The organism is Puia dinghuensis (genome assembly GCF_014642875.1).
GTDB lineage: Bacteria > Bacteroidota > Bacteroidia > Chitinophagales > Chitinophagaceae > Puia > Puia dinghuensis.
Genome location: NZ_BMJC01000005.1, coordinates 85,786 through 101,269 on the forward strand (window position 1 = coordinate 85,786; position 15,484 = coordinate 101,269).

Here is a 15,484-nt window from a genome sequence, read left to right on the forward strand (position 1 = left end):
GAGAACGCGGAGTAGGCTCTCATGTGTGACTCAGCCACTCCGTTGTTCTCTGTGACCGTGCGCCAATCCATCAACTACTAACAATACAAACAGCAATATAGAAAATGGGCAAACCCACAGGATTCTTAGAATTCAATCGCGAACTTCCTTCCAAACGCCCCGTGCACGAGCGCAAGACCGACTATAAGGAATTCGTCAACACCTACAACGGCCAACAGCTCAACCACCAGGCCGCCAGGTGTATGAACTGCGGCATCCCCTTCTGTCATAGCGGCTGCCCCCTGGGTAACGTCATCCCCGAATTCAACGACGCGGTCTATCGCCAGCAATGGCAGGAAGCATACGAGATCCTCACGTCGACCAATAACTTCCCCGAATTCACGGGCCGCATCTGCCCCGCTCCCTGCGAAAGCAGCTGTGTACTGGGCATCAACCAGCCCCCCGTCGCCATCGAAGAGATCGAACGCCATATCATCGAAATTGCCTTCGACAAAGGCTTCGTAAAGGCCAACCATCCTGCCCTCCGCACCGGGAAAAAAGTAGCCGTCGTCGGCTCAGGTCCTGCCGGCCTCGCCGCCGCCGATCAGCTCAACGCAGCCGGTCATTCCGTCACCGTCTTCGAACGTGATGACGAACCCGGCGGCCTCCTCCGCTATGGAATCCCCGACTTCAAACTCGAAAAATGGGTCGTCGCCCGGCGCATCAAATTGATGGAAGAAGCCGGCATCGTCTTCAAATGCAACGCCGAGGTCGGCGCCAACATCAGCATCAACGATCTGCTAAGGGAATTCCACGCCATCGTCCTGGCCGGGGGCTCCACCATCCCCCGTGACCTGTCCATCCCGGGCCGGCAGCTCAAAGGTGTCCACTTCGCCATGGATTTCCTCAAACAACAAAATAAACGCGTCAGCAACCTGCCCACCAACACCAGCTACCCATCCGCAGGTACCGCCCACCTCGAAGACATCTTCGCCACGGGTAAGAACGTCGTCGTCATCGGCGGCGGCGACACCGGCAGCGACTGTGTAGGCACCTCCAACCGGCACAAGGCGGCATCCGTCACCCAGTTCGAACTGATGCCCAAGCCGCCCCACACCCGCACCGACTTTATGCCCTGGCCCACCTATCCCATGATCCTCAAGACCTCTTCCTCACATGAAGAAGGGGCCGATCGCCACTGGGCCATCGCCACGAAAGAATTCGTCGGCGACGACAAGGGCAACCTCAAAGGACTAAAAACCGTAAAGCTCGAGTGGAAAATGACCGAGGACGGCAAAGCCGCCCAGTTCACCGAAGTCGCCGGCAGTGAAGAAGAGCTTCCGTGCGAACTCGCCCTGCTTGCCATGGGCTTTGTCCATCCCCAGCACCACGGACTACTCAAAGAACTCGACATCGAACTCGACGAACGCGGCAACGTAAAAGCCTCCGATCGCGGCTACCAGACTAATATTCCCAAAGTCTTCGCAGCCGGCGACATGCGCCGCGGCCAGTCCCTCGTGGTATGGGCCATCAGCGAAGGCCGTGAATGCGCCCGCAAAGTCGACGAATACCTCATCGGCGCCTCCCTGCTCGAAAGAAAAGACCAAAGCTTAATAGCCCTTTAGAACGTTTGCACCCCCAATAAAGAGGCCGGCTCCTGATGGAGCCGGCCCTTCTCTTTTCAAAGGGTATTATTCAAAACCGCACGATCAAATCCATCGCCGCCGTAAACTGATCCTTCTTCGCCCCATTATCATATGGCGTAACCCCGGACGCATACGCCGTCTCATACCTCACTTCCGGACGTATCCGGATAAGATCGGTGAAATAATGGACGAAGCCGATAGTATGGCTCGTATACAAAGTATTGAAGCCCGTCCTGTTCCCCTGCGGGTCATTCAGCAAGTCGTTGCGGATCGACAGATAGTTCTTCTTATCGATCAGCATCTGGAAATAATTCACCAGGCCAACCGCTGAAGAGGTACCCGGGACCAACGTGCCCGGTCCCACTCCCTCCAGGTAATAATGACTCGGACCGTTGATAACGGTACCACCCTGCAGCGCATTGAACTGCCACATATAGTAGGCCTCCGTCATCATGTGAAAGGTCTCGTTGAACTTATGCCCCCAGGTGGCGACCACCATCTGCAGGTCATCATGCTGGTCTTTATACTGTCCCGAACCCAGCGAGTTGATCCCACCGTAAATGGAGTTTTTGTTGTTCTTCGACACCCAGCGGGCCATCAGCAATCCATTCAGCTGTGCTGATTTGCTCCAGGGCGCCATATCGTTCCCCGCATGGGCGCCTACTTCCAACTGCCAGTAAGAACCAAGCTTGAACGTTGCCTGTACCCCTGTGAACGTATACGGGTCAACCGTAAACATCAGCGAGTGCGAGTACAGGTAATTGTCCGGGGCCCATTGTGCCTCGATATCTGCGGGAGAAATAAACCGGCCCGCCTTGAGGATCATCCCATCCGCGATCTTTGGAAAATACAACAAAGCATACAGCTCGGCGGGGTCAAACCCATACAGCTGGTTATGCGCCAATAACTGGTTGCTGAACCAGCCCTTGGCCGTAGTATACCGGTAATCCGTACCAAAGATGGTGGTAGAAAGAAAACCCCAGTCGAAATGATCGGTTTGAACAGTATTAGGATCCTTCTCGATCTTGATCGCCGCCTGGTCCAGCTGTACCGAATTCGGAACGATATCATAGGAAGTCGGTGCATTGGAATTCTTCGAGGTGCTGGCATTATAGCCAAAATCCACCCAACCATATATTTTTACCTTGTGGTTGCTGAGACCCAAGGCCTTCGTCAACGGGTAATTAGGCGGAGTAGCATCGACCCCGATCAGCGGCGCGCCATCCCAATCCGAGGTGGGAAAAGGCGGATTGGGCAGCGGCGAGGGTAACGAACGGTATACAGTATCCTTCTTCGAATGTGAAAGGGTGTCCTGGCTATACCCATGTATAACGGCCATGAACACACTAAAACAAATAAGTAATCTCTTAACCATACATTTAATATTGTACCCCCACCTTTGCCAATCGCATACCATATCGTCATGATTTATCTAAGTCATCGACTATCAAGGATTAAGAGATTCTAATCAGCTCAAATCCGCCCCAATCACCTCATCAATTTGAAAAAGATTACCAAAACAAAAGGGATGAACCATAACAGCTCATCCCAAAACATTTCAGCTCATCCCTAAACATTTCAGCTCATCCCTAAACAAAAAGCCGGCTCATTTGTATATGAGCCGGCCTCCATTTGAAAGAAATTATTTCTTCGCTAAAACCTTACCAACAGCGCGAGAATGATCCGCGACTCCGAATTCACCATATCAGGCTGCCATCCACCCCAACTGCTCAACGGCGGCGCAATCGACGCCCCATTCGACGCATACGTATAGGCGCCACCCGGTCCGCTCGTATTGGTATAGCCCGAAGGCGAAGTCACCCCGCCATGGCCGGCAAAGTAACCCGTCAACTGCGACCCGGGAGCACTCGCATCCGCGGGGCTTATCGCATTCACCTTCCGGTGTACAAATTCGCACTTTATCGTAATGTTATCCTTCGGCATATAATCCAACGATGCAGAATAATCCCAGGCATCGAAAGTCGAACCCGGACCCGTCTGGTTCTGGAACAACGTATCGGCATAGCCCGTCGGCGCCAGCACCAGGTACTGACCTGGGTTGTGCATATACCCGCCGCCTACCGTAACCGCAAATTTCTGGTTGTCGCCCAGCCACAGCCGGTTGTAGATCATCCCGCTGATGAAATTCTGTGCCGGCTTGTAGTCGGCCTTACCCTTCAAACCACTGCCAAACGGACTCACCCCATCCCCATTCTCGATCCCGATGTCGCCGGTGATCGAAAAGGCCGCCTTCGTCACAAACCCATGCTTGCGGTTGATGTAGCGCAATTGATAGCTGTTGTCGCTATGGAAACGATAGCGGTGGGGCGCACCCTCGTCATCCTTCCCATAGTAGAAGTTGGAGACATAATCCACCGTTTCCTTCGGCCGGTAATAGATCGAGAAACCCAAACCCGGCGAATGGTTGAATGTCCCATAGCTCTGCCAGCCGTTGATCAGCCACAACTCCACCTTTAACTTATCGGTGGGGAAGGTCTGCAACCGCAAGCCGTTGAAGAACCAGGGCGTATTGTCGGAAGTATAGGAAGGCTGGTAACCCCAGTTCTCGGTATTGTTATAAGAGAACAACCCGATATAGGACATGAAGATACCCGCATCCAGGTTGATCCCGTGCCAGGTGTCCCAGTGGTAACCTGCATACGCCTCGCTGATATACCGGTAAATGGTCTGCAGGTCATACTGACCCTTGTACGAGCTTCCGTCATTACGCGGAACCACCGTACTCCGGGTTCCATACTGCATCATCACCCTGCCCCGGACGTTGTTGACGTGGATGTCCCCGCCAAAACCCAGGAAGGAAAGCTGAAGCTCGTTGTTCCGGGACAAGGCCGTACTGCCTACTACGGTATTATCTATCGGATCGTTATACGAGTGCGTAAAGTTCAGGTCGAACGTAACATCACTGGTAAACCACTTGCTGTCGATCAGCGGCGGACTCGTCTTCCGGCTCTGTCCATTCAGCCAGGAAAAATCCCCGAAGGCAAAAGGCGCACTCGCCGGCGTACTCGCCTCGATACCCGCCGTATCCTTTTTCTTGAACAAACGCTGGAGAAATCCCGGTTTCGCTCCACTCCCCCTGACCGTCGAATCCGTCTTGGTTAAAAATTCTGTTTTCGTAGTCGTGTTTTGGTTCATTGCCAGAAATGCTCCGGACGTGGACCCCTTATCCTGGGCATGTCCGTAACAAACAGCTAATTGTGCACACAAGCAGATGATGATTCTCTTAAGCATACTGAAAGTCTGGTTTTAATTGTAAATAATGACAGGCAAGCAAACCGATAGTATGTGCGGGCAATGCCCTTCGAAAAAAAATGGGGCATTCCCCGCAAAGCGCTTATGTCGGTCCTTTGGACAAAGGGCCTCCGGCGCCTTTAGCAGTCACGCAAACTATCCCAATCCCATACCATTTAGGGCGTCTTCGGCTGCGAAAAACTACCAAAAGCCCGGCCCGCCAGGGTTTGGCATTAATTTTTTCTAACCCTACCCTTAAGCGAAAACCACCGGAACACTACCCATTTGAAAAAATCATTTCATATAAAAAATTAGATTATATGTGTTTACGCCGAATTTAATTTTTCGAAAAAATTAAATTCTCCCTCTTAGAGTGTACTCCAAAATATATTATAAATAAAATGCATAATATATTTTAGAAAATGTTCAACATGTAACATTTACACTCTATCCAAAAAAACTAAATATTATTATTTATTTTAATGCACCCCTTCCAAAATGGAAAAAGCCTCCTCCCGCCGGTTCCGGCGCCAATCCTCCTGCTTCTCCGGGTCGAACAACATCGCCGTACAAAGGCAACGCTTCCTCCCCTGGCCCTGCAAAACAGGATAATTCACACACGCCTTACACTGATCCCAAAACCTTTCGTCGGTCGTGATCTCCGAATACACAACCGGCTCAAAACCCAGCCGGCTGTTCATTTTCAAAATGGCAGCCCCGGTAGTGATACTGAAGATCTTCGCACCCGGGTACAACCGTCTCGCCAAATCAAAGATCTCCTGCTTCATTGCCGAAGCCACCCCACCATTGCGGTAAGCCGGATTGACGATCATCCCACTGTTGGATACAAACTCTCCGCCACTATATACATCGAGATAGCAAAAGCCGGCCCACTGCCCATTGTCGGCAACAGCGATCACCGCCTTCCCATCATAGATCTTCTGACAAAGGGTCTGCGGCTTACGCTTCGCGATACCCGTCCCTCTGGCCTTGGCGCTACGTTCCATCTCTTCGAGGATAGGATATACATACTTGATATCGGCGGGTACGGCAATTCTTATGCTGATGGCCCCGCCTTCGGGTTCTTCTTCCATGATCAATTTGTTTCCCCCATAGAGGCCAAACCCGTTCCAAAACAATCAAACCATTGATAATCAACAATCTAAAATCGGGCGCCCGAAACTCCACCCCTCTATTTTGAAAAACTTTTTCATTCCTGCATACCTGCTAACCCCCTCAACCATCCCTTCCCCGTTTAAAACCCCGTTTGGCATCTCCTTTGGCATCCTCTATATACAATCATTATAACTATGTTCTCGCAACAAGAAATGCCCGCCCTCATCCAGCTCCTCACCGACTTCACAAAAAGAATGGCGCTGGAGCACGACTTTCAAACCGTAAGAAAATGCATGACCCTAATGGGAAGACTCTATGAGAAAGGCAATATGCAAACCCGCAACGCAATAGAGAACATCTTCATCTACTCCTTCTCGACGATGATGTGCAGTTGTAATATTGTGGAATGGAAGGTCATCCGGGCCGCAATGCCCGAACCCCTGTACGCCCTCTACGTCCAACAGGTCTCAAAACCCTAGGGCTTTCCCCTTCGGGTCGGGTGTTCAGCTCATAGTCCTCGCCTTGCTCCGGGCTATCCGCTTCACCCCCTAACGCAGGCCGCGCAGAACTTCGTCGGGCCTGCTTCGCCACGGTCCTCCTCGTTCGCAACCTTCGCCTAAGGGCTCGGTTGTGCTGTAGCCTCGACGCTAATTATCCGGGCTGCCGCTTCGATCGCTAACGCTCCGTCGCTTCTTGCCGATTATTGCTTATTTTGGGTGCCTAACAACCTGTGTCTCACCCAATGCAAGATACTTTTATAATCCCCCAAGACTTTACCCTCGGCGAATGGTATAGCTTCGCCTACGCCTCCCTGTACAAGTCAAGATGGATGCGAATGGTGCTCCTCTTCATCACCGGCATCAACCTGATACCGCTGGCGCTTGAGATCCCGTCAATAGTACTGGAAGGAAAATTCCACCCGGCTGACATTTTAACCGCCTTCATTGGCCCGCTCTTCTTTCTCGCCTTTATGTGCGTGGGCCTGCTCGTAGGGGGGCCGCTTATCTTTACGACCAAACCGGAACTGGTTCATGACATCACCAACCGGTTCACCCACTGGGGACTGGAAATAGATACAAAGACAAAACAAACCTCCATTCCCTGGCGCAATCTGGACAAGCTGAAAGAAACAAAGAATTTCTATTGGCTGGATGGGAAAAAAGGCAAACCCCCAGTCCTCATCGTCATCCAGAAAAGAATGTTCGCCTCAGAAGAACATCGCGCCGCCTTCAAAGCATTCGTAACCCAAAACCTTACGCCGCCATAACGCCAGGCCCCTACTCACACCTCGGGCGTTCCCCTTCGGGTCGGGCCAGGAACGGCAGGAAGCCGTTCGGCCGAAGGCCAATCATTAGACTCGCTGTAGTCCCGCTCGGGCTGCCGCTGCGATCCCTAACGCTACGCGCTATTCCTGGCGGCATTAATAATCCCAAAAGAGCTCCTCATAATCAGCTTCTCATACACCTCCTTCATCGGCTTATTATCACCGCTCTTCTCTATCGCCTGGAATTTCGTCAGCGCATATTGCTGTATCGTATTCAACGGCAGTGCGATCCTCTCCCTCATCTGGATGGACAATTGCTCCACCGGGTAGTCCGCCATCAGCTCATTCTTACCCGAGAGCTTGAAGATATATTTTTGTGTCAGCTCAAACTCATCATAGATCAGCGTCCATATCTCCCCATACACCGGATGCACCGCAAAATGCTCCGTCAGCGGAAAGAAACATTTCTTCATCGCCATCTCACAATTGTCCAGCAGCGTCTTGAAGAACAGCGAATTCTCATACAACCGTTTCACCCCCGCCCACTTCCCCTGCTTGTCCAGGCACTGCAAGGCCTTGCCCACGCCATAATAACCGGTGACATTCTGCTTCAGCTGACTCCAGGAACCAACAAATGGAATGGCCCGCAGGTCCTTCAGCTCCAACCGCCCGCCGCTCTTTCGCTTCGTAGGCCGGCTGGCGATATTGGTCTCGCTGTAAAACCGCAGCGGACTCACCTCATTCAAATAGGACAGAAAATAGGGGTGCTCCTTCAGCTTCGAATACGCCTTATAACTCTCCACCGACAACGCCTGCAACAACTCCTCCTCGTCCGGCTGCAACGTCACCTCCTTCGAAGAGAACAGCTCATTGGATATCCCCGCGTGTATCAGTTGCTCGATATTATACTGCGCCGAGTCGATCGTCCCGAAATTGGAGCTCACCGTCTGTCCCTGGATGGTCAGCTGTATCTGCTTATTGGCGATATTCTTCCCCATCGAAGCATAAAACTTGTGCGTCTTGCCACCGCCACGGGCAGGAGGACCGCCACGGCCATCAAAGAATACCACATCCACCCCATACTCCTTCGAAATAGCCGTCAGCTCTTCCTTCGCCTTATAGATCGCCCAATTCGCCATCAGGTAACCGCCATCCTTCGTCCCGTCCGAAAAACCGAGCATTATCGTCTGCGTATGTCCCCGCCGCTGCAGGTGCTGGCGATAATCCTTGTGCTCATACAAAGTCTTCATCACCCCCGCGGCCGCCTGCAGATCATCCACCGTCTCGAAAAGCGGCACAATATCGACGGTCAGCTCTTCTTTTGTCCAGCCGCAAAGCAGGTACAGCCCCATCACCTCCAACACATTCACCGCACTCGTGCACTGGCTGATGATATACCGGCTACAGCCATTCTCTCCGTTCATCCGCTGGATGGTCTTCATAGCGGCGATCGAATCCAGCGTATCCTTCACCAGCGGGTCATCATACAGCTCAGCCTTCACCTCGCCACTCAATTCCGTCAACAGCTCCAGCTTTCGCGCATCCGGCAGTGAAGCATAATGCTCCGGCACCAGCCGTTCCTTTGCCGCAATAGCCATTAGTACCCCGCCATGCACACTGCTATCCTGGCGGATATCCAGCGTAGCGAAATGCAACCCAAAGATCATCACCTTCCCGATCAGGTTATCCACCAAACCCAGGAATAGACTATTATGTTGATAAATAATTATCTCCCTTATCTGCGTCAGTTGCTCCAATATCTCCTCCCGCGTCAGCTCCGTCTGTAGTCCCGGCACAAAAATATTATTGTACAGCTTCTGCTCCAGGTCCGCGACAAGCACATCCACCCCCTTGAAGGTAAGCCTGCGCTTCAACCTGCGCACATCGAGATAATAACACTTGACTATCGCCCCACGCAAGGCCTCCGCCACCCGCAGCGTCGTATCGGCTTTCACAAAAGGATTGCCATCCCTATCACCGCCAGGCCAGAAACCCATCTTGATCAAGGCATTGTTCTTATTCACCGCATCCGGGAATTGATCTTTCAACGCGGATATGATCCTCCCGCTCGCCTGGTAAAAGACATTCTCCAGGTACCAGATCAGGCTTATCGCCTCATCATAAGGCGTTGGCCGCTGCTTCTTCAAAAAGGGAGTCTTCCCCAATTGCTGGAGATAAAGATTGATGTCAGCCGCATTATTCTCGATCACCGCCCTCGACAGATCGTTGATGATCCCCAGCACCGCCCCGGGGTAGAATTGCGTCGGATGCGCCGTCAACACCAATCGCACGGAATAATCGGTCAATTTCTCCGTCAGCTCTTCTTCCTTCCCCGTCTGTATCACTTCCGACAACAGATGCTTCATCGTCCCCGCGCCACTCATATCATTTACAAAACGAAATGCCGCATCCTCCAGCGCGTCGAAAAGCACGATCTGCCTTTCGACATACTGCACAAAACGAAAAAGCGTATCCGCCTTCTCCCGCTCACCCACACAAGCCGTATGCTTCCGGAAGAAATCTTCCAGGATTTGCTCCGGACTCTGCTTCTTCTTATACCCGTCCTCGCAGATCGTCAGCAACAGCGACAACAGTATCCCCGTTTTCTCTATTCGATGAAACGGCAGGGAAGTGAACAGGCTGTTGTATAACTGGAATTTGATACCCACCAGGTTCTTGAATTGCGCCAACCCCTGGGACGGTTGATAATTCATAAAAGGAAATTAATACTGTTCAAAGAATGCAGCCAACGGCCAATAACCATTCAAAACAATCGCAAAATTACTTCATTCACGCTAAGAAATAAGGAAAAAATTGTTTTTACATTCATTTCTTCCTACCTTAGCAACGTGATCCTACATCACCATCATATCGCCCCCTCATCCATAGTTGTTGAAATTACAACTATTATCTCCTCCACAACCCGTTAAGGGTTGCCAATTTCCATATTACCCCCGGGATTTCCTTCCATCATTTACAAAACTCAACTATTGTATGCAGGTTCTAAAATTCGGCGGCTCTTCCGTAGCAAACGCCGAAAACATAAATAAAGTAATAGCATTAGTCAAACAGGCACTCGCAAAAGACAAAACCATCCTCGTCGTTTCCGCATTGGGTGGCATCACAGACAAACTCATCCAGGCCGCCCAATCCGCAGCTACCGGCGACGAATCGTATAAGGAAAAACTCCAGGAGATAGAAAACCGCCACATCGAAACAGTCCGCGCCCTCCTGCCGCTCACCGGCCAGAGCAGCGTCCTCAGCGCAGTAAAGACCCGTTGCAACGAGATCGAAGACATCTGCAGCGGCGTATTCCTGCTCGGCGAACTCTCCGCCCGCACCCAGGACAAGATCGTCAGCTATGGCGAACTGTTATCCTCCTTCATCATCGCCGCCCGCTTCGAATCCGCCGGCATCGCCAACGCCTGGAAAGACTCCCGCGAACTCATCCGCACCGACTCCCGGTTTGGCCACGCCGCCGTCGACTTCGTCACCACCAACGCCCGCATCCTGGGGTACATCCTCGAGAACCCGGCCGTCAACCTATTCATCCTGCCCGGCTTCATCGCCAGCGATAGCCACAACGTTACCACCACTCTCGGAAGAGGTGGCTCAGACTACACCGCCGCCATAGTAGCAGCAGCCCTCGACGGGCATACGCTCGAGATCTGGACAGACGTCTCCGGTATGATGACCGCCGACCCCCGCCTCGTCTCCAACCCGCGGCTCATCCCCAACATCTCCTACCAGGAAGCCATGGAGCTGTCCCACTTCGGCGCCAAGGTCATCTATCCGCCAACCATCCAGCCCGTGATGCGAAAAGGCATCCCCGTCTGGATAAAAAATACGTTCGCCCCGGCCGACCCGGGCACCGTCATCGAATTCGAGACCACAAACAACGGCAGCAGCATCCGCGGCATCTCAAGTATTGCCAAGGTCGCTCTCCTGAGCCTCGAAGGCAGCGGGATGGTCGGCATCCCCGGCTTCTCCAAGCGCCTCTTCGAAGCCCTCTCCGGCCAACAGATCAACGTCATCCTCATCACCCAGGGCTCTTCCGAACACAGCATCTGCGTAGGCGTCGATGAAAATAGCGCCAGCGCCGCCAAACAGGCCGTGGACAATGCCTTCGACTATGAGATCAACACCGGCATCGTCGAACCGCTCATCATCGAAACCGGCTTGGCCATCATCGCCCTCGTAGGCGATCACATGAAAAGCCACCCCGGCGTCAGCGGCAAAATGTTCGGCGCCCTCGGCCGCAACGGCGTCAACGTCCGCGCCATCGCCCAGGGTAGCTCGGAAAGAAATATCTCCGCCGTCGTCGCCGCTGACGATGTCCGCAAGGCCATCAACGTCCTCCATGAAGAATTCTTCGAAACCTCCTATAAACAAATAAACCTTTTCATCACCGGCACCGGCAATGTAGGCCACCGCCTCATCGCCCAGCTCCTCCAGCAAAGATCCTACCTCCAGGAACACCTCCGCATCCAGATCCGGATCATCGGCCTCGCCAACAGCCGCAAAATGGTCTTCAATAACGAAGGCATCTCCCTGGACAACTGGCAGCATCATCTCGACAACGGTCAGCCGATGCAGCTCGACGAATGGATCGCCGGCATCACCAGCCGCAACCTGCGCAACACCGTCTTCGCCGATGTCACCGCCAACGCCGACGTTGCCTCCCGCTACGCCGCCCTCCTGCAAAAAAGCATCTCCGTCGTCGCCTGCAACAAAATAGCCTGCTCGTCTATCTACGGCAACTATAGGCTGCTAAAAGACCTGGCGCGGGAATTCAACGCCCCCTTCCTCTTCGAAACAAATGTCGGCGCCGGCCTCCCCGTCATCGGCACGCTCAACGACCTGCTTCGCAGCGGCGACAAGGTCCGTCGCATCCAGGCCGTCCTCAGCGGCACCCTCAACTTCGTTTTTAACAACTACAACGGCCAGCGCCCCTTCTCCGACGTCGTCCGCCAGGCCCAGGAAGAAGGCTACACCGAGCCCGATCCGCGCCTCGACCTCAGCGGCACCGACGTCATGCGCAAGATCATGATCCTCGCAAGGGAATCCGGCGAAAAGACGGAAATGGAAGACATCGGCAACCGTAGCTTTATGCCCGCCTCCTGCATGCAAGGAAGCGTAGCGGACTTCTATGCCGCCATGACCAAAGAAGAAGCCCATTTCAAACAGCTCTACCAGGCCGCGGCCAGCGAAGGAAAGAAACTGAAATTCGTGGCAAGCTATGACAACGGCAAGGCCTCCGTCGGCCTCGAGCACATCGGCCCCGAACACGATCTTTACCATCTCTATGGAAAGGATAATGTAGTACTGTTCTATACCGATCGCTATCCCGAACAACCCCTCGTCGTAAAAGGCGCCGGCGCGGGTGCGGACGTCACCGCCTCCGGGGTATTCGCCGACATTTTACGCGCTATCAATTCTTAACCGTGAAGCAGCACACCATACACGTGAAGCAGGACACCATACATATGCAGCAGCACACCATACAATTATGAATAAGGTCACTATACAATCTCCGGCCACCGTCGCCAATCTCGTATGCGGGTTCGATATCCTCGGCATGGCGCTCGATCAGCCCTATGACATCATGGAAGTCCGCAAGCTGGACAAGCCCGGCGTCATCATCACCAGCCTGGACGGCTTTCCACTCCCCGCCGACCCCGCAAAGAACACCGCGGGTGCCCCCCTCATCGAGATGCTGGCCGAACTCGACCAGCCCATCGGCTTCGAAGTCATCATCAACAAACAGATAAAACCCGGCAGCGGCATCGGAAGTAGCGCCGCGTCAGCGGCCGGTGCAGTGGTCGCCGCCAATCACCTCCTCGGCAACCCGTTCTCCAAGGAAGACATGGTCCGCTTTGCCCTCTTTGGCGAAAAAGTCGCCTCCGGCGTCAAACACGCGGACAACATCGCCCCCTGCATCTATGGAGGAATCACCCTCATTCGCTCCATCTTCCCCCTCGACATCGTCTCTATCCCCGCTCCACGCCTCTACGTCACCGTGGTACATCCACAGATAGAGGTCCGGACATCCGACGCCCGGCAGATCCTGCGCAAACAGGTATTGCTGAAGGACGCCATTCGGCAATGGGGCAACATCGCCGGCCTGGTGGCCGGCTTTGTCAAGAACGACTACGATCTCATCGGCCGCAGCCTCGAAGACGTCATCATCGAACCTGTCCGCAGCATGCTCATCCCCGGCTTCGACGAAGTAAAAGCAAAATGCAAGGAAGCCGGCGCCCTCGGCGGCGGCATCTCCGGCTCAGGACCCTCCATCTTCATGCTGAGTAAAGACCTCGCCACCGCCCAACAGGTCGAAACCACCATGAAAGCGATCTACACCCGCATCGGGCTCGATCACCACACCTACGTCACCACCATCAACCAACAAGGAGTAAAGATCATCGAACATGCAATACTATAGTCTAAATAATCCTACAGGCGCCCCCGTCAGTTTCAAAGAAGCCACCATCCAGGGTCAAGCCCCGGACAAAGGCCTCTACTTTCCCCAGTCCATCCCTGCCCTCCCCAAAACCCTTCTCGATAACATCGACACCCTGTCCCGCGAAGAGCTCGCCTACCAGGTGATCCGCCCCTACACCGGCGACACCATTCCGGAACCAGAACTCCGCCGCATCGTCGCCGAAACCATCAACTTCGACTTCCCCCTCGTCCCCATCTCCCCGGCATCATCTACCCCCGGCGAACGCCCCATCGCCACCGTATCCCCCGGCGAACCCCTTCCGGCATCCGCCAACCCCGCCACCACTCCCTCCGCCGCCGCATCCTCAGGCAAAACCCCCGCCACCAATAGCTGGGCCCTCGAACTCTTCCACGGCCCCACCCTCGCCTTCAAAGACGTAGGCGCCCGCTTCATGAGCCGCTGCCTGGGTTACTTCGTCCGCGACACCCACCGCCCCGTAACCGTCCTTGTCGCCACCTCCGGCGACACCGGCGGCGCCGTTGCCAGCGGCTTCTATGACGTCGAAGGCATCAACGTCGTCATCCTCTACCCCTCGGGAAAGGTCAGCAGCGTCCAGGAACTCCAGCTCACCACCCTCGGAAAAAATATCACTGCCCTCGAAGTAAATGGCAGCTTCGACGACTGCCAGCAAATGGTAAAAGAAGCATTCGCCGACCAAAGCATAAAGCAAAAACTCTTCCTCACCTCCGCCAACTCCATCAACGTCGCCCGCTGGCTGCCCCAGCAGTTCTATTATTTCTTCGCCTGGCAACAATGGGCCGATAAAGCCCATCCCCCCGTCATCTGCGTTCCCAGTGGCAACTTCGGCAACATCTGCGCCGGCATCCTCGCCCACTGCTCCGGCCTCCCCGCCAGCCACTTCATCGCCGCCTGCAACGCAAACGACGTCATCCCCATGTTCCTCCAAACCGGTGAATTCCAAACCAAGCCCTCCGTGCCCACACTCTCCAATGCCATGGACGTCGCCAACCCCAGCAACTTCGTCCGCATCCTCGAACTCTTCGGGAAACACCTGCCCTCCCTGCAAAAAACCCTCACCGCCTACAGCATCTCCGACGAGGAAACCATCACGGCCATCCGCCGCCTCTTCACCGATCACCACTATCTCGCCGATCCCCATGGCGCCGTAGGCTGGCTCGCGCTACAGCGATTCCTGGAAGCCCACCCCGGCGAAAAAGGCTACTTCCTCGAAACAGCGCACCCGGTAAAATTCTACGACACCGTAGAACCCATCATCGGCCAACGGATACCCTTACCCGACTCCGTCGCCCCATTGCTCGACAAACAAAAACAAAGCAAAAAGATCGAAGCGCACTACACTATTTTGAAGGATTTCCTGTTATCTTAGAGCAAGCTCTTGGCGATCTCCCCGGCGACGATCATCTCCGGGCCCCGGACATCATCGTCGCCGTACTGGCCCTATACCTCGATCATCTCCGGGCCCTGGCCATCGCGCCTGCTCACCTTCACCGCCGTCTACCTCACCCAAAAACACCTCACCCACAAACCCCTCATCCATCTCACCCTCCAATTATTACGACCATCCCTAGGTAACAATACTTACCTCCCCTTTTTTGCGGGTGCCGGCGTGGCCTTTTTAGGCGGCTGGCTACTCCATATTATAGTCGAAAAATCGTTCCTCTGGCTTCGCGATCGCCTATTGTCCAAACCCGTCGAAAATTCCTTGTCCTCAGCTATGAACTCTCGATAATTTTTATCATTTTT

The 15,484-nt window shown here is 53.9% G+C and carries 11 protein-coding genes; 7 read left to right on the forward strand and 4 right to left on the reverse strand.

Annotated elements, in window-relative coordinates:
* Positions 1 to 104 precede the first annotated feature (104 nt).
* Positions 105 to 1,604 (forward strand): glutamate synthase subunit beta, encoded by a 1,500-nt coding sequence (locus IEY39_RS22115; protein WP_188935804.1) that lies wholly within the window; start codon positions 105 to 107, stop codon positions 1,602 to 1,604.
* 70 nt (positions 1,605 to 1,674) lie between these two features.
* Here the strand turns inward: IEY39_RS22115 and IEY39_RS22120 are convergent, their stop codons facing one another.
* From IEY39_RS22120 to IEY39_RS22130, 3 genes are all read right to left on the reverse strand, one after another.
* The gene (locus IEY39_RS22120) at positions 1,675 to 3,000 is read right to left on the reverse strand and encodes an outer membrane beta-barrel protein (protein ID WP_188935806.1); all 1,326 of its coding nucleotides are present in this window, start codon (positions 2,998 to 3,000) and stop codon (positions 1,675 to 1,677) included.
* Positions 3,001 to 3,278: 278 nt separating this feature from the next.
* Positions 3,279 to 4,877 (reverse strand): outer membrane beta-barrel protein, encoded by a 1,599-nt coding sequence (locus IEY39_RS22125; RefSeq protein WP_188935808.1) that lies wholly within the window; start codon positions 4,875 to 4,877, stop codon positions 3,279 to 3,281.
* Positions 4,878 to 5,356: 479 nt separating this feature from the next.
* Positions 5,357 to 5,971, reverse strand: coding sequence for a GNAT family N-acetyltransferase (locus tag IEY39_RS22130; RefSeq protein WP_188935810.1), 615 nt, complete (start codon positions 5,969 to 5,971; stop codon positions 5,357 to 5,359).
* A 216-nt stretch (positions 5,972 to 6,187) separates the two neighbouring features.
* Between IEY39_RS22130 and IEY39_RS22135 the strand changes: the two genes are divergently transcribed.
* The gene (locus IEY39_RS22135) at positions 6,188 to 6,472 is read left to right on the forward strand and encodes a DUF7674 family protein (RefSeq protein WP_188935812.1); all 285 of its coding nucleotides are present in this window, start codon (positions 6,188 to 6,190) and stop codon (positions 6,470 to 6,472) included.
* A 263-nt stretch (positions 6,473 to 6,735) separates the two neighbouring features.
* Positions 6,736 to 7,260 carry a YcxB family protein gene (locus IEY39_RS22140; RefSeq protein ID WP_188935814.1) on the forward strand — a complete coding sequence of 175 codons (525 nt, stop codon included), beginning with the start codon at positions 6,736 to 6,738 and terminating at the stop codon, positions 7,258 to 7,260.
* Positions 7,261 to 7,391: 131 nt separating this feature from the next.
* Here the strand turns inward: IEY39_RS22140 and IEY39_RS22145 are convergent, their stop codons facing one another.
* Entirely contained in the window at positions 7,392 to 9,971 is a 2,580-nt protein-coding gene (locus IEY39_RS22145) for a phosphoenolpyruvate carboxylase (RefSeq protein WP_188935815.1), read from the reverse strand.
* A 280-nt stretch (positions 9,972 to 10,251) separates the two neighbouring features.
* Between IEY39_RS22145 and thrA the strand changes: the two genes are divergently transcribed.
* The 4 genes from thrA (at position 10,252) to IEY39_RS22165 (ending at position 15,470) form a co-directional block, all read left to right on the forward strand.
* Positions 10,252 to 12,699 (forward strand): bifunctional aspartate kinase/homoserine dehydrogenase I, encoded by a 2,448-nt coding sequence (gene thrA / locus IEY39_RS22150; RefSeq protein ID WP_188935817.1) that lies wholly within the window; start codon positions 10,252 to 10,254, stop codon positions 12,697 to 12,699.
* 67 nt (positions 12,700 to 12,766) lie between these two features.
* Positions 12,767 to 13,699, forward strand: coding sequence for a homoserine kinase (locus IEY39_RS22155; RefSeq protein WP_188935819.1), 933 nt, complete (start codon positions 12,767 to 12,769; stop codon positions 13,697 to 13,699).
* A complete protein-coding gene (gene thrC / locus IEY39_RS22160; RefSeq protein ID WP_262892874.1) occupies positions 13,686 to 15,107 on the forward strand; it encodes a threonine synthase in 1,422 nt (473 codons plus the stop codon). Before IEY39_RS22155 ends, thrC begins: the two co-directional genes overlap by 14 nt.
* A gap of 9 nt (positions 15,108 to 15,116) precedes the next feature.
* Positions 15,117 to 15,470, forward strand: coding sequence for a hypothetical protein (locus tag IEY39_RS22165; protein ID WP_188935821.1), 354 nt, complete (start codon positions 15,117 to 15,119; stop codon positions 15,468 to 15,470).
* Positions 15,471 to 15,484: the final 14 nt, after the last annotated feature.

Coding starts and splice junctions, on each gene's coding strand:
- IEY39_RS22115 (WP_188935804.1), top strand. CDS start 105: ATGGGCAAACCCACAGGATTCTTAGAATTCAATCGCGAACTTCCTTCC.
- IEY39_RS22120 (WP_188935806.1), bottom strand. CDS start 3,000: ATGGTTAAGAGATTACTTATTTGTTTTAGTGTGTTCATGGCCGTTATA.
- IEY39_RS22125 (WP_188935808.1), bottom strand. CDS start 4,877: ATGCTTAAGAGAATCATCATCTGCTTGTGTGCACAATTAGCTGTTTGT.
- IEY39_RS22130 (WP_188935810.1), bottom strand. CDS start 5,971: ATGGAAGAAGAACCCGAAGGCGGGGCCATCAGCATAAGAATTGCCGTA.
- IEY39_RS22135 (WP_188935812.1), top strand. CDS start 6,188: ATGTTCTCGCAACAAGAAATGCCCGCCCTCATCCAGCTCCTCACCGAC.
- IEY39_RS22140 (WP_188935814.1), top strand. CDS start 6,736: ATGCAAGATACTTTTATAATCCCCCAAGACTTTACCCTCGGCGAATGG.
- IEY39_RS22145 (WP_188935815.1), bottom strand. CDS start 9,971: ATGAATTATCAACCGTCCCAGGGGTTGGCGCAATTCAAGAACCTGGTG.
- thrA (WP_188935817.1), top strand. CDS start 10,252: ATGCAGGTTCTAAAATTCGGCGGCTCTTCCGTAGCAAACGCCGAAAAC.
- IEY39_RS22155 (WP_188935819.1), top strand. CDS start 12,767: ATGAATAAGGTCACTATACAATCTCCGGCCACCGTCGCCAATCTCGTA.
- thrC (WP_262892874.1), top strand. CDS start 13,686: ATGCAATACTATAGTCTAAATAATCCTACAGGCGCCCCCGTCAGTTTC.